The sequence below is a fragment of the Planosporangium mesophilum genome (assembly GCF_016863255.1).
GTDB classification, from domain to species: Bacteria; Actinomycetota; Actinomycetes; order Mycobacteriales; family Micromonosporaceae; genus Planosporangium; species Planosporangium mesophilum.
Genome location: NZ_BOON01000032.1, coordinates 34,993 through 52,655, shown reverse-complemented (window position 1 = coordinate 52,655; position 17,663 = coordinate 34,993). Strand labels below are relative to the sequence as shown.

At 71.0% G+C, this 17,663-nt stretch carries 13 protein-coding genes; 7 read left to right on the top strand and 6 right to left on the bottom strand.

Going from position 1 to position 17,663, the window contains the following annotated elements; translation table 11 throughout:
* Positions 1 to 12: 12 nt before the first annotated feature.
* The 3 genes from Pme01_RS17255 to Pme01_RS17245 form a co-directional block, all read right to left on the bottom strand.
* Complete coding sequence (locus Pme01_RS17255; protein ID WP_168116045.1) at positions 13 to 2,499, bottom strand: DNA gyrase/topoisomerase IV subunit A; 2,487 nt, start codon at positions 2,497 to 2,499, stop codon at positions 13 to 15.
* Between the two features lie 52 nt (positions 2,500 to 2,551).
* Positions 2,552 to 4,588, bottom strand: coding sequence for a DNA gyrase/topoisomerase IV subunit B (locus Pme01_RS17250; protein WP_203935706.1), 2,037 nt, complete (start codon positions 4,586 to 4,588; stop codon positions 2,552 to 2,554).
* Between the two features lie 286 nt (positions 4,589 to 4,874).
* On the bottom strand, positions 4,875 to 5,189 hold the full coding sequence (locus Pme01_RS17245; RefSeq protein ID WP_205864144.1) for a GNAT family N-acetyltransferase: 315 nt from the start codon (positions 5,187 to 5,189) through the stop codon (positions 4,875 to 4,877).
* Positions 5,190 to 5,592: 403 nt separating this feature from the next.
* On the opposite strand from Pme01_RS17245, the gene Pme01_RS31810 reads away from it, so the two are divergent.
* Positions 5,593 to 7,197 (top strand): GGDEF domain-containing protein, encoded by a 1,605-nt coding sequence (locus Pme01_RS31810; RefSeq protein WP_168116042.1) that lies wholly within the window; start codon positions 5,593 to 5,595, stop codon positions 7,195 to 7,197.
* Here Pme01_RS31810 and speB read toward each other — a convergent pair.
* The 3 genes from speB to Pme01_RS17225 are packed head-to-tail and all read right to left on the bottom strand — an operon-like array spanning position 7,194 to position 9,481.
* The gene (gene speB, locus Pme01_RS17235; protein WP_168116041.1) at positions 7,194 to 8,168 is read right to left on the bottom strand and encodes an agmatinase; all 975 of its coding nucleotides are present in this window, start codon (positions 8,166 to 8,168) and stop codon (positions 7,194 to 7,196) included. The genes Pme01_RS31810 and speB overlap by 4 nt on opposite strands.
* Entirely contained in the window at positions 8,161 to 9,006 is an 846-nt protein-coding gene (locus Pme01_RS17230; protein ID WP_168116040.1) for a nitrilase-related carbon-nitrogen hydrolase, read from the bottom strand. The genes speB and Pme01_RS17230 overlap by 8 nt, the downstream gene beginning before the upstream one ends.
* 4 nt (positions 9,007 to 9,010) lie before the next feature.
* On the bottom strand, positions 9,011 to 9,481 hold the full coding sequence (locus Pme01_RS17225; RefSeq protein ID WP_203935691.1) for a YybH family protein: 471 nt from the start codon (positions 9,479 to 9,481) through the stop codon (positions 9,011 to 9,013).
* A 331-nt stretch (positions 9,482 to 9,812) separates the two neighbouring features.
* On the opposite strand from Pme01_RS17225, the gene Pme01_RS17220 reads away from it, so the two are divergent.
* From Pme01_RS17220 to Pme01_RS17195, 6 genes are all read left to right on the top strand, one after another.
* Positions 9,813 to 10,400, top strand: a complete 588-nt coding sequence (locus Pme01_RS17220) for a helix-turn-helix domain-containing protein (RefSeq protein ID WP_168116038.1) — start codon at positions 9,813 to 9,815, stop codon at positions 10,398 to 10,400.
* Between the two features lie 280 nt (positions 10,401 to 10,680).
* A complete protein-coding gene (locus tag Pme01_RS17215) occupies positions 10,681 to 12,150 on the top strand; it encodes a purine-cytosine permease family protein (RefSeq protein WP_168116037.1) in 1,470 nt (489 codons plus the stop codon).
* Entirely contained in the window at positions 12,147 to 13,271 is a 1,125-nt protein-coding gene (locus Pme01_RS17210) for an alcohol dehydrogenase catalytic domain-containing protein (RefSeq protein ID WP_168116036.1), read from the top strand. The genes Pme01_RS17215 and Pme01_RS17210 overlap by 4 nt, the downstream gene beginning before the upstream one ends.
* A gap of 22 nt (positions 13,272 to 13,293) precedes the next feature.
* Positions 13,294 to 14,724 carry a gamma-aminobutyraldehyde dehydrogenase gene (locus Pme01_RS17205; RefSeq protein ID WP_168116035.1) on the top strand — a complete coding sequence of 477 codons (1,431 nt, stop codon included), beginning with the start codon at positions 13,294 to 13,296 and terminating at the stop codon, positions 14,722 to 14,724.
* 95 nt (positions 14,725 to 14,819) lie between these two features.
* Entirely contained in the window at positions 14,820 to 16,172 is a 1,353-nt protein-coding gene (gene gabT / locus Pme01_RS17200) for a 4-aminobutyrate--2-oxoglutarate transaminase (RefSeq protein ID WP_239088288.1), read from the top strand.
* Entirely contained in the window at positions 16,169 to 17,617 is a 1,449-nt protein-coding gene (locus Pme01_RS17195) for an NAD-dependent succinate-semialdehyde dehydrogenase (RefSeq protein WP_168116033.1), read from the top strand. The genes gabT and Pme01_RS17195 overlap by 4 nt, the downstream gene beginning before the upstream one ends.
* Positions 17,618 to 17,663: the final 46 nt, after the last annotated feature.

The window sequence follows — 17,663 nt, the reverse complement described above, 5'->3', positions numbered from 1 at the left end:
GACGCGTTCGATTCAGTCGCGTTCGATGAGGTGGCCGACGATCGCCGGTCCGGCGATGGCCACGCCGGATCCGTCGCGGCGCCCGAGCTCCTCCGGCAGGTCGACCGGCTGACCCGTACCGGTCGAGCCGACCGGACGGGCACCGACCCAGGCGACGGCCAGCCGGGTCTCGCCCTTGAGGAACCGCTGGGCGCGCACCCCGCCGGTCGCGCGCCCCTTGGCCGGGTACTGCCTGAACGGGGTGACCTTCACGCTCTCGCCGGTCGAGGTGACGACCATCGGCTCGCCGTACTCGGTGTCGTCGGTGCGGACCGCGCCGAAGAAGACGACCTCGGCGTCGGCGGCCAGCTTGATGCCGGCCATGCCGCCGCTGCGCAGGCCCTGCGGGCGGACGACCTTCGCGTTGAACCGCAGCAGCGACGCGTCGGAGCCGACGAAGACCAGCGTCTCGACGCCGTCGGTGAGCCACACGGCGCCGACGACCTCGTCGCCGTCCTTGAGGCCGATGACCTCGAACTCGTCCGAGCGGACCGGCCACTCCGGCGCGCACACCTTCACGATGCCCTGACGGGTACCGAGGGCCAGGCCGGGCGACCCGGCGCCCTGCTCGCCGAGCGGGGCCAAGCCGACGACCCGCTCCCCCGGCTGCAGCGGCAGCAGTTCGCTGGCGGACATGCCGCCGCGCAGCGACACCGTGCCGGCCTGCTCGGGCAGTACGGGTAGCGGCAGGACGTCGGTCTTGAACGCCCGGCCGGTGTTCGTCACCAGCAGCACCTGGCCGCGGGCGGTCGTGTGCACGATCGCGCGGACGGCGTCGTGCCTGGACCGGCCGTTGCGGCGGTGGCCCTCGGCCGCCTCCTCGGACTCGGCGGCGGTCCGGGCGACCAGGCCGGTCGCCGACAGGATCACCTGGCACGGGTCGTCGGCCACATGAAGTGGCCCGGCGGGTACGGACGCGGCGAGAACCTCCTTGAGGTCACCGTCGACCAGCGTGGTGTGGCGGTCGGTGGCGAACTCCTTGGCGACGCTCGCCAGCTCGGTGGAGACGACCTTCTTCAGGGCGTTCTCGTCGTCCAGGATCAGGGTCAGCTCGGCGATCTCGGCGCGCAGCCGGGCCTGCTCGGTCTCCAGCTCCAGCCGGTCGAACTTGGTGAGCCGGCGCAGCGGCGTGTCCAGGATGTAGGTGGCCTGGATCTCCGACAGCTTGAACCGGCTCATCAGGCCGTCCTTGGCGTCCTGCGCGGTATCGCTGGCCCGGATCAGGCGGACCACCTTGTCGATGTCCAGCAGCGCGATCAGCAGGCCGTCCACCAGGTGCAGCCGCTCGGAGCGCTTGCGGCGCCGGTACGCGGTCCGGCGGGTGACCACCTCGTACCGGTGGGCGAGGAACACCTCGAGCAGTTCCTTCAGGCCGAGCGTCTGCGGCTGCCCGTTCACCAGCACCAGGTTGTTGATGCCGAACGACTGCTCCAGCGGGGTGAGCCGGTACAGGTCCGCGAGCAGCGCCTGGGGGTTGACGCCGACCTTGCACTCGATGACGAGTCGGGTGCCGTTCTCCCGGTCGGTCAGGTCCTTCACGTCGGCGATGCCCTGCAGCCGCTTGGTCTTGTTGACCTCGTTCGTGATCGCCGCGATGACCTTCTCCGCGCCGACGCCGTACGGCAGTTGGGTCACGGTGATGGCCTGGCGACCCCGGCTGCCCTCCAGCGGGCCGGTCTCGACCCGCCCCCGCATCCGGACCACGCCGCGGCCGGTCTCGTACGCCTTGCGCACCTCGTCCAGGCCGAGCAGCATGCCGCCGGTCGGCAGGTCGGGGCCGGGCACGAACTCCATCAGCTTGTCCAGCGAGGCGTTCGGGTGCGTGATCAGCCACCGGGCGGCCGCGACGACCTCGCCGAGGTTGTGCGGGATCATGTTGGTCGCCATCCCGACCGCGATGCCCGAGGTGCCGTTGACCAACAGGTTGGGGAACGCGGCGGGCAGCACCGAAGGCTCGGTCAACGACCCGTCGTAGTTCGGCTTGAACTCGACGGTGTCCTCGCCCAGCTCACCGACGAGGAGCATCGCCTCCCGCGACATCCGCGCCTCGGTGTACCGGGCGGCGGCCGGCCCGTCGTCGGGCGACCCGAAGTTGCCGTGCCCGTCGATCAGCGGCACGTTCAGCGAGAAGTCCTGCGCGAGGCGGACCATCGCGTCGTAGATCGCGGTGTCGCCGTGCGGGTGGTACTTACCCATGACGTCACCGACGACGCGGGCGGACTTCACGTGGCCGCGGTCCGGCCGGTACCCCTGCTCGCTCATGGAGAACAGGATGCGGCGGTGGACCGGCTTGAGGCCGTCGCGCGCGTCCGGCAGGGCGCGGGAGTGGATGACGGAGTACGCGTACTCCAGGTACGAGTCCTCGACCTCCACGGTCAGCGGGTTGTCGAGGACCTGCCTGCCCGCGTTGTCGAAGGCGGACAGGTCGACCTTCGACCCGGTGTCCTTGCGGCGTGCCATTGCTGTACTTCTCCTCGACGTTCTTGGGCGCGACGTATGTGTGCGGCGACGGTCAGGCGTCGATCGTTTCCTGGTCGACCCGGTTGGCCGACTCGATCAGCCAGTTCTTGCGGGGCTCGACCTTCTCCCCCATGAGCAGTTCGAGCACCCGCTCGGCGGCATCGACGTCGTCGAGCGTGATGCGGCGGACCGCGCGGGTGGCCGGGTTCATCGTGGTCTCCCACAGTTCGTCCGCGTCCATCTCGCCCAGGCCCTTGAAGCGGGGAATCGGGGTGACGATCTGCTTGCCGGCCTTCTCCAGGCGGGCCACCGTGTTCGTCATCTCCGGCTGGGTGTACGTGTAGATCGTCTCCGGGCTGCGCCCCTTGGTCACGATCTTGTGGAGGGGCGGCATCGCCGCGTACAGCCGACCGGCCTCGATCACGGGGCGCATGTACTTGGCGAAGAGCGTGATCAGCAGGGTTCGGATGTGGGAGCCGTCGACGTCCGCGTCGGCCATGATCAGGATGCGGCCGTAGCGCATCGACCCGAGGTCGAACGTGCGGCCCGACCCGGCGCCGAGCACCTGCACGATCGCCGAGCACTCCGTGTTGTCCAGGACCTGCTGCAGGCTGGCCTTCTGGACGTTGAGGATCTTCCCTCGGATCGGCAGCAGCGCCTGGTACTCCGACGAGCGCGCCATCCGCGCGGTGCCCAGCGCGCTGTCACCCTCCACGATGAACAGCTCGCTGCGCCCGACCCCGGTCGAGCGGCAGTCCACCAGCTTCGCCGGCATCGCGGCGCCCTCGAGGGCGGTCTTGCGGCGGGCGGCGTCCTTCTGCTGCTTCTGGGTCAGCCGCACCCGGGCGGCGTCGACGATCTTCTGCAGGACCGTACGGGCCTCGGTCTTGGTCCTGCGATCGTCCACCCACGCCTTGAGGTGCTGCTCGACCAGCGACTGGACCACCCGGGTGATGCCGGCGGTGGACAGCTCGTCCTTGGTCTGCGAGGTGAACTGCGGCTCCGGCAGGCGTACGTGGATGACGGCGGTCATGCCCTCCAGGACGTCGTCCAGGGTGGGCAGGTCCTCCTTGGGCTTGAGGAGCCCGCGGGTGTTGCGGATCGCCTCGGTCAGCGCGCGCAGCGCGGCCCGCTCGAAGCCCTTGCGGTGGGTACCGCCGTGCAGGTTGCGGATGGTGTTGGTGAAGCACTCGACCGTCCGCTCGTAGCCGGTCCCCCACCGGAACGCGATCTCGATCTCGGCGCGCCGCTCGACGTTGGACTGCATGACGCCGTTGGCGTCGGCGGCGTTCTCGCGGTAGGTGCCCTCGCCCGTGACCAGCAGGATGCCGGAGACCGGCTTGTCGCCGGCCGGGGCCAGGAAGTCCACCATGTCGGTGACGCCGTCGGGGAAGTGGAACTTCTCCTCGGTCGGCTCGTCGCCGGTGAGGTCCCGCAGGACGTACGTGACGCCGGGGACGAGGAACGCCGTGTTGCGCAGCTTGGTGCGGACGGCCTCGGTGTCCAGGGCGGCGCCGGTCTCGAAGTAGCGGGTGTCGTACCAGTACCGGATGGTCGTGCCGGTCGACTCGCCGCGCTTCATCCGCCGCGCCACCCGCAGGCCGGACTCGCGGGTGAAGCGCGCCTTCGGGCCGTCGCCGCCGAACACGCCCGGAACGCCGTGCTGGAACGACATCTCGTGGACCTTGCCGCTCCGCTTGACGGTCACGTCGAAGCGGCGGGACAGGGCGTTGACCGCCGACGCGCCCACGCCGTGCAGGCCGCCGGAGGTCTTGTACCCGGAGCCGCCGAACTTGCCGCCCGCGTGCAGGCGGGTCAGCACCAGCTCGACGCCGGACATCCCCGACTTGGCGTGGGTGTCGGTCGGGATGCCCCGGCCGTCGTCGTCGACCTGCACCGATCCGTCCGCGTGCAGCGTGACCTCGATGTGGGTGGCGTGTCCGGCGACGCCCTCGTCCGTGGAGTTGTCCAGGATCTCGTTGACGAGGTGACCGACGCCGCGACTGTCGGTTGAGCCGATGTACATGCCGGGACGCTTGCGGACAGCGTCCAGGCCCTCGAGATGAGTGAGGTCGTCGGCCCCGTACATGGTCTCGGGCTGTGCGGTCACCTGGTTGTACTCCAAGATCGTGGTCGGTGTGTGCGGGTCGCCCGGACTTGATCAACTGCCGGACGACGCAGCGAGCCTAGTCGCCCGGTACGACATCGAGTGGGAGTCCGGGCGGAAGTCGCCTGTGGTGTCAACGTCAGGGCTACGAATCAAAATTCCGGCATTGCGGGCGCATGTACCCGTATTACCAACCGCAGCGGAATATATGCATTCACGGTCTTGGATACACGTGCCACCCACGGCCCGCACACGTGCCCAAGATCATCTACTTGATCTTCTTCGTACCCGGAGCAACGATCTTCTTGTACTCCGGATGCCCGTGGAGCCACTCTGCCAGGAAGGAGCACATGGGTACGACGGTCCGCCGCCGCGCGACGGCGTCGTCCATCGCGGCGCGGGCCAGCGCATCGCCGATCCCCCTGCCGTCGTACACCGGCGAGATGTCCAGGTGGGTGAAGACGATGATGTTGCCGGTCAACTGGTAGGTCAGAAACCCGGCCAGCTCCCCGTCGGCATCGCCGTCGCGGGCCTCGAACCGTTCCTGTTCCGGCGCATCGGTCACGTACGTGGACACCCGCATATCGTAGGCGCCCGCCCGCCGGGCCCTCGGACAGTGCCCTCGATCGTGGTCCGACGACCGGTACCGGCAGAGCTCATCATCGATGCACCATCCGCTACTCTGATGCGGTGCTCGCTGGCGCTCCACACGCGGTCGGTATCAACGCAGCCGATCCGCGGCGCGCCGCCGGGTCAGGCCGTGGGGCGGCGCGGACTACATGACCGCGAACCATGTGATCTCGGAGCGTGTCACGACAGCCGCAGTGATCAAGGCAGCCCCAGCGATCGAGGCCACCACCCCTCCTGACCCGGAACCCACCTAGAGTCCCTCGCCCCGACCTGGCGAGCCACCCCCCGTACATCCGGCTCCACCGTCCCGACCGCGGCCCGATGACCCGAGAGAGGCCGAGGGAGAGGAGAGCGCAATGCGCTGGCCCCGCCGTGCCGCGCCGACCGCCCGGGTCGATGCCACGCCGGTCCCCGCCGGATCCGATCGTGGCGGATCGGTCCCCGCCGGGCCCAAGCGCGCCGGATTCGTGCCTGCCGGCCTGGTCCACGCCGGGTTCCTCGTCACGGCCGTCGCCGCGACCGTCGCGTACGCCCTGGCCGACCCCTCCGCCCGCCGGACGGTGTATGCGCTGGTGACGGCCGTACCGATCATCACCTTCCTGGCCGCCCTCCGCCGCGGGCACCTGCCGGACCGCTGGCCGTGGCGGGTCGCCGTCGTCGGCCTCATCCTGCTGGCGCTGAGCAACCTGCTGTGGCCGAACTGGATCACCGATCACCACCTGGGCCGCGCCGAGGGATCGCCGGCCGACCTGATGGTCGGCACCGCCCATACGGTGCTGCTGGTGGGCGCCGGGTGGGCGCTGCGCCGGCACGTCGCCAACGACAGCGCCGGCGTCATGGACGCGGCCATGATCGGCCTCTGCTGTGGCGGTCCGCTCTGGGAGTGGGTGGTCCGGCCGCGCCTGGTCCCCAACGTGTCACTGCTGGGGCAGGCCATGCTCCTGATCGACCTGCTGGTCCTGAGCGGCGTCGTCGGTTCGCTGGTCCGGGTCGGCCGGACGGCGCGGAAGGCCCGGGGCACCGTCACCTACATGGTGCTGTGCGCGCTCGTGACCCTGGCCGCCATCGCCACGGCCGTCCTGACGGTGCACGGCACCGCGCTGTGGACGGCAGAGTTCATGATCCTCGGGTATCTCACCCTCGCCGCGGCGCCACTGCACCCCGGCGCGCCGTACTGCACCCTGCCGCAGGATCCGAGCCCGGCCGGCAGTCACGCCGCCAATGGTCACGCTGTCGATGACCGCCCGTGCCTCGGCTGGCTCGGCCTGGCGCTCTGCGTCAACCCGTTGATCGCCGCGGTACAGGTGCTCGGCGAACGGGGCGGCCGGGGCCTGATGCTGCCCCTCGGTACGCTCCTGATCATCCCCCTGGTGCTGCTGCGGTTCAGGCGGCTCTCCGCGCAGCGGGCCGCGGCCGAGCGGACCCTGGCGTACCACGCCAGCCACGACGAACTGACCGGCCTGTACAACCGGCGCTACATCGTCGCCGAGATCGACCGCGCCCTGGCCGAGATCGACCGCGGCGAACGCGACGGGGTGGCGATCCTCCTGTGCGACCTGGACGGGTTCAAACCGATCAACGACCGGCTCGGACACCAGGCCGGCGACTCGGTCCTGCAGGTCGTGGCGTCCCGCCTGACCGGCTGCGTACGCGACGGCGATGTGGTCGGCCGCCTCGGCGGCGACGAGTTCCTGATCCTGTGCCGCGACGAGCCGGAGCAGGCGGTGGCACGGCTGCGCGAGCGGATCCCCCCGGCGCTGGAGGCTCCGGTACGGCTGCCCGGCGCCATCGTGACCGTCGGCGTGACCATGGGCTGGGCGGTGGCCCGTCCCGGCGGCACCACCGAGCGGGACGCGCTGATCGGCGTGGCCGACGCGACGATGTACGCGGGCAAGGCCCGGCGGCGCCGCAACGCCGCCGGGTCCTGCGCGGGGCGCGTGATCCTGGAGTCGGCCCCCTAGGAGTCTTCGCGGAGAGCCATCGCCGACAGCAGCTCGTAGGCCGCGTGGGACGCGGCGATACCGGTGATCTCCGCGTGGTCGTACGCCGGGGCGACCTCGACGATGTCCGCGCCGACCAGGTTCAGCGCGGCGAACGAGCGCAGGATCGCCAGCAGTTCCCGGCTGAGCAGGCCACCGGACTCGGGGGTGCCGGTACCGGGGGCGAAGGCCGGGTCGAGGACGTCGATGTCGACCGAGACGTAGACCGGACGGTCGCCGACCCGCTCGCGGATCCGCTCCACCACGCCGCGGGTACCGATGTCCTCCATCTCCCGGGCGTGCACGATCTGGAAGCCGAGCTCGACGTCGTCGGTCAGGTCCGACGAGGAGTACAGCGGGCCGCGGATGCCGACGTGCAGGCAGCCCGACCGGTCGATCAGCCCCTCCTCGGATGCCCGGCGGAACGGGGTGCCGTGGGTGTACGCCGCGCCGAAGTAGGTGTCCCAGGTGTCGAGGTGGGCGTCGAAGTGCACCACCGCGACCGGGCCGTGCTTCGCCGCCACGGCCCGCAGCAGCGGCAGCGCGATGGTGTGGTCACCGCCGATGGTGAGCAGCCGGTGCGAGCGTTCGAGCAGGTGCCGCGCGCCGTTCTCGATCTGGCCGATCGCCTCGTCGAGGGAGAACGGGTTGGCCGCGATGTCGCCGGCGTCGGCGACCTGCTGGCGGCCGAACGGCTCCACGTCGAGCGCGGGGTTGTACGGGCGCAGCAGGCGGGAGGACTCGCGTACGTGGGCCGGGCCGAAGCGGGCGCCCGGCCGGTAGCTGACGCCGGCGTCGAAGGGCACGCCGACCACCGCGACGTCCACATCGGACACCTCGTCGATGCGCGGCAGGCGGGCGAACGTGGCCGGGCCGGCGAAGCGCGGCAGGACGCTGGCGTCGACCGGTCCGACGTGCTCGCCGGAGACGACGCGGGGCGGGTTGTCAGTCATGAATTTCCTTAGTTGCGTGTACCGGCGCATAGAGCTCCGGTCGCCGGTCGGCGTGTACGTCGTTGTGGTCGCTGATGCGCTTGTCCAGCGCGGCCTCCAGGTCGAGGTCGGCCACCACGGTCATCTCCCGGCCGAGCGCGAGGCCGCCGATCGGCCAGCCGTCCGGGTCGGCGATCACCGTCCCACCGACCCAGTCGACGCCGCGCTCGGCGCCGGTCCGGTCGGCCACCGCGACGAACATGCGGTTGGTCGCGGCCGCGGCCTGGACCCGGACCACCTCGCTCGGGCGCTCCCCCTCCGGTCGCGACGCCCATGGCCAGTTGACCGGGGCGCACAGCAGCTGCGCCCCGCCCAGCGCAGGCAGCCGGATCCACTCGGCGAACTCGAGGTCGTAGCAGATCATCACCGCGATCCGCCCGTACCGGGTGTCGACGACCGGCGGCGCGGCGTCACCGGGTACGAACACGAGCTTCTCGCGGTCCCACAGGTGCGCCTTGCGGTACAGCGCCCGTACCCCACCGTCGTCCACGACCACGGCCGAGTTGCGCAGGATCCCGTCCGGGTCCAGCTCGCAGAAGCCGCCGACGATGACCACCCCGAGCCGGCGGGCGAGCTCGACCCAGCCGGTGACCGTCGACCCGTCGACCGGCTCCGCGAGGGACCGCGCCTCGGCGGCGTCGGTGAAGACGTACCCGCTGTTGGCCAGCTCCGGCACCACGACGATGCGGGCACCGGCCTCGGCTGCCGCCTCGACGGCCCGCCGTACCCGGCCGGTGTTGCCGTCGACGTCTCCGACGGTGAGGCGGACCTGGCAGCAGGCCACCCGTACGGGCGTCATCGGGTCACTGTCCCGAGTCGGCGGACAGGGAGTCGACGGACAGGGGGTCGGCGGACAGGGGGTCGGCGGACAGGTGTTCGTGTACGCCGAGCCACCGTCCGGATCCGTTCCGCCGGAACACGATCGTCTCCCGCTCCCGAAGCTCGGCCGCCTCCCCCTCCAGCAGGGTGCGCACCCGGTGGGTGAAGATCGCGGTGTCGGGGCCCAGCAGCTGTACCCGCTGGTCCAGCGACCGGCAGCCGAGGACCCGGAAGCCGCCGCGCTCCCAGGAGCGCCAGATCTCCTCGTACCGAGAGCGCGAAGTGATCACCTCGTCGCTGTTGTGGAACAGGAAGCTCGCGTCGTCGGCGAAGCTGGCGAAGTAGCGGGGTACGTCGTGCGACCCGAAGGCAGCGACGAGGGACCGCGCGGCGGCCAGCACCTCATCCCGGGCGCTGTCCTGGACGCTGTCCTGGGCGCTGTTCTGTGCGCTCACGCGGCGCCGTCCACGGACGGCAGGGTCCCTACCAGGGCAACCAGCACGAGAACCCCTCCCACGAACGACGTGACTATCACGGTGATAGGGCGCAGGTACTTGCGCGACCAACCCGGGTGATGTTGCCATGGATACAACAGGAGTTGCAAGAAGGTAAACATGCCATAGTCGGCCGCTTCTGGTCCAATGGTCATCCGGCTCGGACCGGGCTCGCGGCGGGCAATCGTCTCGCGGGCGGCGTCGTCTCGCGGGCGGCGTCGCCCCACGGCGGAGAACCCTTCCGCGGTAGGCAAGCATCTCGCAGCACGAAACCGCACGAAAGGGCTATCCGGTGAAATCGGTCCCCGTCTCCCCCAGCAACGGCCGGCTGCGGATCGGCGCGCGGCTCCGTGCCGCCCGCCAACGGCAGGGGCTGACCATCGATCAGGTCGCCGCCAGCGCCGAGGTGACCAAGGGCTTCATCAGCCGGATCGAGCGCGACGAGACCTCCCCCAGCGTCGCCACGCTGGTGACCATCTGCGAGGTGCTGTCCCTTCCGATCGGCACGCTGTTCGAGGCCCCGCAGACGGACGTCGTCCGCAAGGCCGACGCCCCGAGCATCCACCTCACCGGTGCGGGCGCCGAGGAGCGGCTGCTGACCCCGCGCGGCCAGGCCCGGTTGCAGCTGATCCGCTCGGTGATCGAACCCGGGGGTACCGGCGGCGGCGAGCTGTACACCCTCAACTGCGAGATCGAGGTGCTCCACGTCCTCAAGGGCACCATCGACCTCCTGTTCAGCAACAACACGCAGCGCCTCGGTGCCGGGGACACGATCACCTTCTCCGGGCGGGAGCCACACAGCTGGGTGAACCCGGACAAGACCCGGACCGCGGAGGTGATGTGGGTGATCGCCCCCGCCTCCTGGGACACCTCCGCCTGACCGGATTCGCCTGAACGATCCGACAGACCCCGCCGGTGGCCACTGTCAGCCCCGACCCCCGGCCGGCCGGCCGCCTACACCGGGCGGTCGCCCCACCCACCTGCTCGGTTGACTTCCCGGCGACGGGTGTTGACTAGGAGACAATTTCCGTTCAACATTGGGCAACTTCGCTCCTGCTCTACCGCGACCGCTTCCGCTGTCGTACCTGTTCTGCTGTGACACCCGTTCTGCTGTGACACCCGCTTCTGCTGTCGCACCCGCTTCCCGAGGGAGTTGTCCGGTGGCATCACACTCATCCCCGACGCCCGTCGCCGCGCCACCACTGATCGAGGTCCGCTCGATCGACTGGGTGCCCGACGAAGAGCGCCATGGGCGCCTGTGGCACCAGGCGCCGCTGTGGTTCCTGGGCAACTTCCAGTACTTCTCGATCCCGATCGGCTTCATCGGACCGTCCATGGGCCTGTCCCTGGGCTGGACGGTCCTGGCCGGGACGCTCGGCATCGTCATCGGCACCATCTTCATGGCGTTCCACGCCTCGCAGGGGCCGACGCTCGGGCTGCCGCAGATGATCCAGTCGCGGGCGCAGTTCGGCTACCGCGGCGTGCTCATCCCGCTGCTCGCCACCCTGTTCACGTACCTGGCGTTCAACGTCACCGACCAGGTCCTGCTCGGTGAGGGCCTGCACAGCGCGTTCGGCTGGAACGCCAACGCGATCGCCGTCGTCGTCACGGTCGCCGCCGCGCTGCTGGCGATCTTCGGGCACGACTGGGTACACAAGGCGTTCCGCGCCCTGCTGTACGTCTCGCTGCCCCTGATGGTGATCGTGACCATCGGCATCATCACCGGTCACGGCGGCGGCGGGTCCAGCGGGACCCACTACGGGTTCGGCTGGGTGGCCTTCATGGCCCAACTGGCCGCATCGGCGGCGTACAACATCACGTACGCGCCCTACGTGTCGGACTACTCGCGGTACCTGCCGGCGACGACGAAGCCCCGCGCGGTCATCGTGTCCGTCTTCTTCGGCGCCTCCGGCGCGGCGATCTGGCTGATCGCGCTCGGCGCGTGGCTGGCGATCCGGCTCGGCGCCGAGGACGGCCTGGCCGGGCTGCAGACCGCGGGCAACAACGTGATCCCGCACCTGGGCCAGGCGGTGGCGCTGCTGTCGGCGCTGGCGCTCGCCGCCACCATGGGCATGAACGCGTACGGCGGCATGCTGACCGTACTGACCGCGGTCGACTCGATCCGGCCGATCAAGCCGACGCGCACCGCCCGGGTGGTCACCATCCTGGTCTTCGCGGCCGTCTGGTTCGGCATCGGCAAGGCGATCACCACCGACTCGGTCAGCACCGTGTTCACCGCGCTGACACTCATGCTGTACCTGCTGGTGCCGTGGACCGCCGCCAACCTGGTCGACTTCTTCGTGGTCCGCCGCGGGCACTACGCGATCACCGACCTGTTCAAGCCGCACGGCATCTACGGCTCGTGGGGCTGGCGAGGCCTGACCGCGTACGCGATCGGCATCGTGGTCGAGATCCCGTTCATGGTGCTGCCCCAGCTCGGAAGCTGGAGCTACACCGGGTTCCTGGCCGAGAAGATGGGCGGCGTCGACATCGCCTGGCTCGTCGGACTGGCCGTCACCGGCATCGTCTACCTGCTGCTGAGCCGCTCGCTCGACCTCGCGACCGAGCAGGACGCCGAGGCCGCCAGCGACCGCGAACTCAACGCCGCACAGGCAACGGGCGCCCTGTGACGGTCCGAGCACGGGTACTCACCCACGCCGGTGCCCCGACCGTCGAGGCCCCCCTGGAGCTCGTCGAGCCCGGCGGGGACCTCGTCCGGGTCCGGCTGACCGCCAGCGGCGTCTGCCACTCCGACCTGCACGTCGCGGCCGGCGAGTGGGCCGCGCCGCTGCCGATGGTGCTGGGCCACGAGGGCGCCGGGATCGTCGAGGCGGTCGGGCCCGACGTGCGTACCCTGCGCCCCGGCGACCACGTGGCGCTCTCCTGGTACGCGCAGTGCGGTCACTGCCGGCAGTGCCGCCGGGGCAGGGCCTGGCTCTGCACCGGCACCCGGTCGATCGACCACCGGCTGCCCGACGGCCGGACGTCGCTGCGGGACGCTGACGGCGCCGACGTCCACGCGCTCCTCGGGCTCGGTACCTTCGCCGAGGCGACCGTCGTACCGGAGGCCGCCGCCGTGGCGGTCCCGGCCGACCTGCCGCCCGGGATCGCCGCGCTGATCGGCTGCGCGGTGACCACGGGCGTGGGCGCCGTCCTGAACACCGCGCGGGTACGCTCCGGCGACAGCGCCGTGGTCGTCGGCTGCGGCGGCGTCGGCCAGTCCATCCTGCTCGGGCTGGCGCTGGTCGGGGCCGACCCGATCATCGCGATCGACCTCTCCGACGAGCGCCTCGCGCACGCGCGGACCCTCGGCGCCACCCACGTCCTGCGCGGCGACGACCCGGACCTGGCGGCCCACGTCGCGGCCATCACCGACGGCAGTGCCGATCGCACCGACGGCGGAGCCGACCACGCCTTCGAGGCGATCGGCCGGGCCGAGACGATCACGATGCTGCCGTCGCTGGTCGGCCGCGGTGGGCAGGCGGTTCTGGTCGGCATGCCGGCCGACGGGGTACGCGCCAGCATCGACCCGTTCGACCTGGCCGACGCCGGCAAACAGGTGCTGGGCTGCAACTACGGGAGCAGCGTGCCCGCCGTCGACTTCCCCCGCCTCGCGCGGCTGTACACCGCCGGCCACCTCCCGCTGGACGCCCTGGTCGGCGCCGTACGCCCGCTCGACGAGGTCGACGCCGCGTTCGCCGACCTGCGCGAGGCGGTCGGCCTGCGCACCATCCTCGACCTCACCGCATAGACACATAGACACTAGGAGCACCATGACCCGCCGGGTACAGAACGTCATCGACGGCAAGCTCGTGGACGCGGCCGACGCCCGCACGATGGACCTGATCGACCCGTCCACCGGCGAGGTCTTCGGCACCGCACCGCTGTCCGGCCGCGAGGACGTCGAACGGGCGTACGCCTCCGCAGCCCGGGCGTTCGAGACCTGGCGCGACACCACCCCGAGCGAGCGGCAGCGGGCCCTGCTGCGCTTCGCCGACGCTCTGGAGGCGCGCGGCGCGGAGCTGGTGGCGGCCGAGAGCGAGAACACCGGCAAGCCGATCGAGCTGACCGCCGCCGAGGAGCTGGCCCCGTCGGTCGACCAGATCCGCTTCTTCGCCGGCGCGGCGCGGCTGCTCGAGGGCAAGAGCGCCGGCGAGTACCTGGCCGGCCACACGTCCTACGTACGCCGGGAGCCGGTCGGGGTGGTCGGGCAGGTCGCTCCGTGGAACTACCCGATGATGATGGCGGTGTGGAAGTTCGCGCCGGCCGTGGCCGCGGGCAACACCGTGGTCCTCAAGCCGAGCGACACCACGCCCGTCAGCAGCGCGCTGATGGCCGAGATCGCCGCCGAGTTCTTCCCGCCGGGCGTCCTCAACGTCGTGTGCGGCGACCGCGACACCGGCCGAGCCGTCGTGTCGGACAAGACGCCGGCGATGGTGTCGATCACCGGTTCGACGCGGGCCGGGTACGAGGTGGCCGCCGCCGCGGCCGCCGACCTCAAGCGGGTACACCTGGAACTCGGCGGCAAGGCGCCGGTGATCGTGTTCGACGACGTCGACCTCGAGGCCGCGGCCGAGGGCATCGCGGGCGCCGGCTACTTCAACGCCGGCCAGGACTGCACGGCCGCCACCCGGGTGCTGGTCAGCGCGGGGGTCGCGGACGAGTTCGCGGAGGCGCTGGCCGAGCAGGCGCGGCGCACGCGTACCGGGCCGCCGTCGGACCCCGACGCGTACTACGGCCCGCTGAACAACGCCAACCAGCTCGCGCACGTCAGCGGCCTCGTGGAGCGGGTGCCCGACCACGCACGGGTGCTCGCCGGCGGATCACGCCTGGGCGAGCGTGGATACTTCTGGCAGCCCACCGTCGTGGCCGGGCTGCGCCAGGACGACGAGCTGAGCCAGACCGAGGCCTTCGGCCCGGTGATCACCGTGCAGCGGTTCGACCACGAGGACCAGGCCGTACGGTGGGCCAACGGCGTGGAGTACGGTCTGGCCTCCAGCGTCTGGACCCGCGACCACGGGCGGGCCATGCGGGTCGCGCGCCGGCTGGACTTCGGGGCCGTCTGGGTCAACTGCCACATGTCGATCGTGGCCGAGATGCCGCACGGCGGCTTCAAGCACTCCGGGTACGGCAAGGACCTGTCCATGTACGGCCTGGAGGACTACACCCGCATCAAGCACGTCATGCACAACATCGACTTCTGAGCCTTCCCCCTTCGCATGGCCACGGAGCGTTGGTGCACCCCATGGCGACACCAAGGCTCCATGATCACGGAAGCCCGTCCAATGGAGACAGTGAAGTGAGTACCGTTCCCCAGCACCGCCTGCTACGTACCGAGATCCCCGGCCCCCGTTCGCGGGAACTGCACGCCCGCAAGAGCGCGGCGGTGTCGGCCGGCGTCGGCACCACCCTGCCGGTCTACATCGAGCGGGCGGGCGGGGGCGTGCTCGTCGACGTCGACGGCAACCAGCTCATCGACTTCGGGTCCGGCATCGCGGTGACCTCCGTCGGCAACGCCGCGCCGCGGGTGGTGGACGCGGTACGGGAACAGGTCGCCGACTTCACGCACACCTGCTTCATGGTCACCCCGTACGAGGAGTACCTGGCGGTCTGCGAGGCGCTCAACGAGCTGACCCCGGGTACGCACGAGAAGCGCTCCGCGCTGTTCAACTCCGGCTCCGAGGCGGTGGAGAACGCAATCAAGATCGCGCGCCACGCCACCGGCCGGAGCGCCGTGATCGCGTTCGACCACGCGTACCACGGGCGGACCAACCTGACGATGGCGCTGACCGCCAAGTCCATGCCGTACAAGCACGGCTTCGGCCCGTTCGCCGGTGACATCTACCGGATGCCGATGGCGTACCCGTACCGCTGGCCGACCGGTCCGGAGAACTGCGCCGAGGAGGCGTTCGCGGCCTTCGTCGAGCAGGTGCACGCGCAGGTGGGTGAGTCCAACGTGGCGGCCGTCATCGTCGAGCCGATCCAGGGCGAGGGCGGCTTCATCGTCCCGGCGCCGGGCTTCCTGCGCGCGGTGGCCGACTGGTGCCGCGAGCACGGCATCGTGTTCATCGCCGACGAGATCCAGTCCGGCTTCTGCCGTACCGGCGACTGGTTCGCCAGTACCCATGAGGGTGTCGTCCCCGACCTGATCACCACGGCGAAGGGTATCGCCGGCGGCCTGCCGCTGGCGGCGGTCACCGGCCGCGCCGACCTGATGGACGCCGTGCACGCCGGCGGGTTGGGCGGTACGTACGGCGGCAACCCGGTCGCCTGCGCCGCGGCTCTGGCCGCGATCGAGACGATGCGCGCCGACGACCTCATCGGCGCCGCGAAGCGGATCGAGTCGGTCATGATGTCGCGGCTCAAGGAGCTGGCCGCCACGTACGACGTCATCGGCGACGTCCGGGGTCGTGGCGCGATGATCGCGGTCGAACTGGTGAAGGGTGGCGGGTCGAAGGAGCCGAACGCCGCGCTGACCGCTGCGATCTCGGCCGCCTGCCACCGGGAGGGCCTGGTGACGCTGACCGCTGGTACCTTCGGCAACGTGCTGCGCTTCCTGCCGCCGCTGGTGATCGGCGACGATCTGCTCAACGAGGGACTCGACATCCTTTCTGCGGCCCTGGAGGCGGCAACGTCGAAGGCGGCCGCATGAGCGGCGTGTTGCCCGCGGGTGTGCCGACCGACCTGCTGGTCGGCGGTGCCTGGACCGCTGGGGAGCAGGGCGACTTCGCCGTCCTCAACCCGTCGACCGGCGACGAGATCGCTCGGGTTCCGCGCGCGGGTCAGGGCGACGTGGCCCGGGCGGTCGAGGCTGCCTCGGCGGCCCTGCCCGGCTGGGCCGCCACCGCACCCCGCGAGCGTGCCGAGACGCTGCGCCGGATGTACGAGCTGATGATCGCGCGGCGTGAGGACCTCGCGTACCTGATGTCGCTGGAGATGGGCAAGTCGCTGACCGACGCCCGCGGCGAGGTCACGTACGCGGCGGAGTTCTTCCGCTGGTTCTCCGAAGAGGCCGTACGCATCGGCGGCGAGCTGCGGACGGCGCCGTCGGGCGCCAACCGGATCCTCACCTTCAAGCGGCCGGTCGGGGTGGCGCTGCTGCTGACGCCGTGGAACTTCCCGGCCGCGATGGCCACCCGCAAGATCGCCCCGGCCCTGGCCGCCGGCTGCACCGTGCTGCTCAAGCCGGCCGAGGACACCCCGCTGACCGCACTGATGGTGGGCAAGCTGCTGGCCGAGGCGGGGGTACCGGACGGCGTGGTCAACATCCTGACCACCGACCGGCCCGCCGAGGTCGTGGAGTGGGCGCTGGCCGACAGCCGGGTACGCAAGCTGTCGTTCACCGGCTCCACCGGCGTGGGTCGCATCCTGCTCCGGCAGGCGGCCGACCGGATCGTCAACGCCTCGATGGAGCTCGGCGGCAACGCGCCGTTCATCGTGCTCGACGACGCCGACCTCGACGCCGCGGTGGAGGGCGCGCTGCTGGCCAAGATGCGCAACGGTGGGCAGGCCTGCACGGCCGCGAACCGGTTCTTCGTCCAGGAGGGCGTCGCGGCGGCGTTCGCCGACAAGCTCGCCGAGGCGATGGGCGCGCTGCGGATGGGCCCCGGTACCGACGAGGACACCCAGCTCGGCCCGGTGATCAACGCCAAGCAACTGGACGGCATCGCCCAGCGGGTCGAGGACTCGATCGCGGCCGGGGCGAAGGTGCGCCTCGGCGGCGTACGCCCCGACGGGCCGGGCTTCTTCTACCCCGCGACCGTCCTCACCGACGTCCCGCGGGACGCCCCGGTCGCCACGCAGGAGATCTTCGGTCCGGTGGCGCCGATCATCCCGGTCGCCGACTCCGACGAGGCGGTGCGGCTGGCCAACGGCACGGACATGGGGCTGTCGGGGTACGTGTACACCGGCGACCTCGCCCGGGGCCTGCGGATCTCCGAACGGCTGGAGGTCGGCATGGTCGGCCTCAACCGTGGCCTGGTCTCCGACCCGGCCGCTCCGTTCGGCGGGGTCAAGGAGTCCGGGCTCGGCCGCGAGGGTGGCTACGAGGGCATCGAGGAGTACCTGGAGACGACGTACGTCGCCACCCAGTGGTGATGGTCGCTCGGTCGTGACGGTCGCTCGGTCGTGACGGTCGCTCGGT

Excerpts from the sequence above, each read along its gene's own strand:
- Pme01_RS17255 (WP_168116045.1), bottom strand. The coding sequence starts at position 2,499 with ATGGCACGCCGCAAGGACACCGGGTCGAAGGTCGACCTGTCCGCCTTC.
- Pme01_RS17205 (WP_168116035.1), top strand. The coding sequence starts at position 13,294 with ATGACCCGCCGGGTACAGAACGTCATCGACGGCAAGCTCGTGGACGCG.
- Pme01_RS17195 (WP_168116033.1), top strand. The coding sequence starts at position 16,169 with ATGAGCGGCGTGTTGCCCGCGGGTGTGCCGACCGACCTGCTGGTCGGC.
- Pme01_RS17250 (WP_203935706.1), bottom strand. The coding sequence starts at position 4,588 with ATGTACGGGGCCGACGACCTCACTCATCTCGAGGGCCTGGACGCTGTC.
- Pme01_RS17245 (WP_205864144.1), bottom strand. The coding sequence starts at position 5,189 with ATGCGGGTGTCCACGTACGTGACCGATGCGCCGGAACAGGAACGGTTC.
- Pme01_RS17230 (WP_168116040.1), bottom strand. The coding sequence starts at position 9,006 with ATGACGCCCGTACGGGTGGCCTGCTGCCAGGTCCGCCTCACCGTCGGA.
- Pme01_RS31810 (WP_168116042.1), top strand. The coding sequence starts at position 5,593 with ATGCGCTGGCCCCGCCGTGCCGCGCCGACCGCCCGGGTCGATGCCACG.
- speB (WP_168116041.1), bottom strand. The coding sequence starts at position 8,168 with ATGACTGACAACCCGCCCCGCGTCGTCTCCGGCGAGCACGTCGGACCG.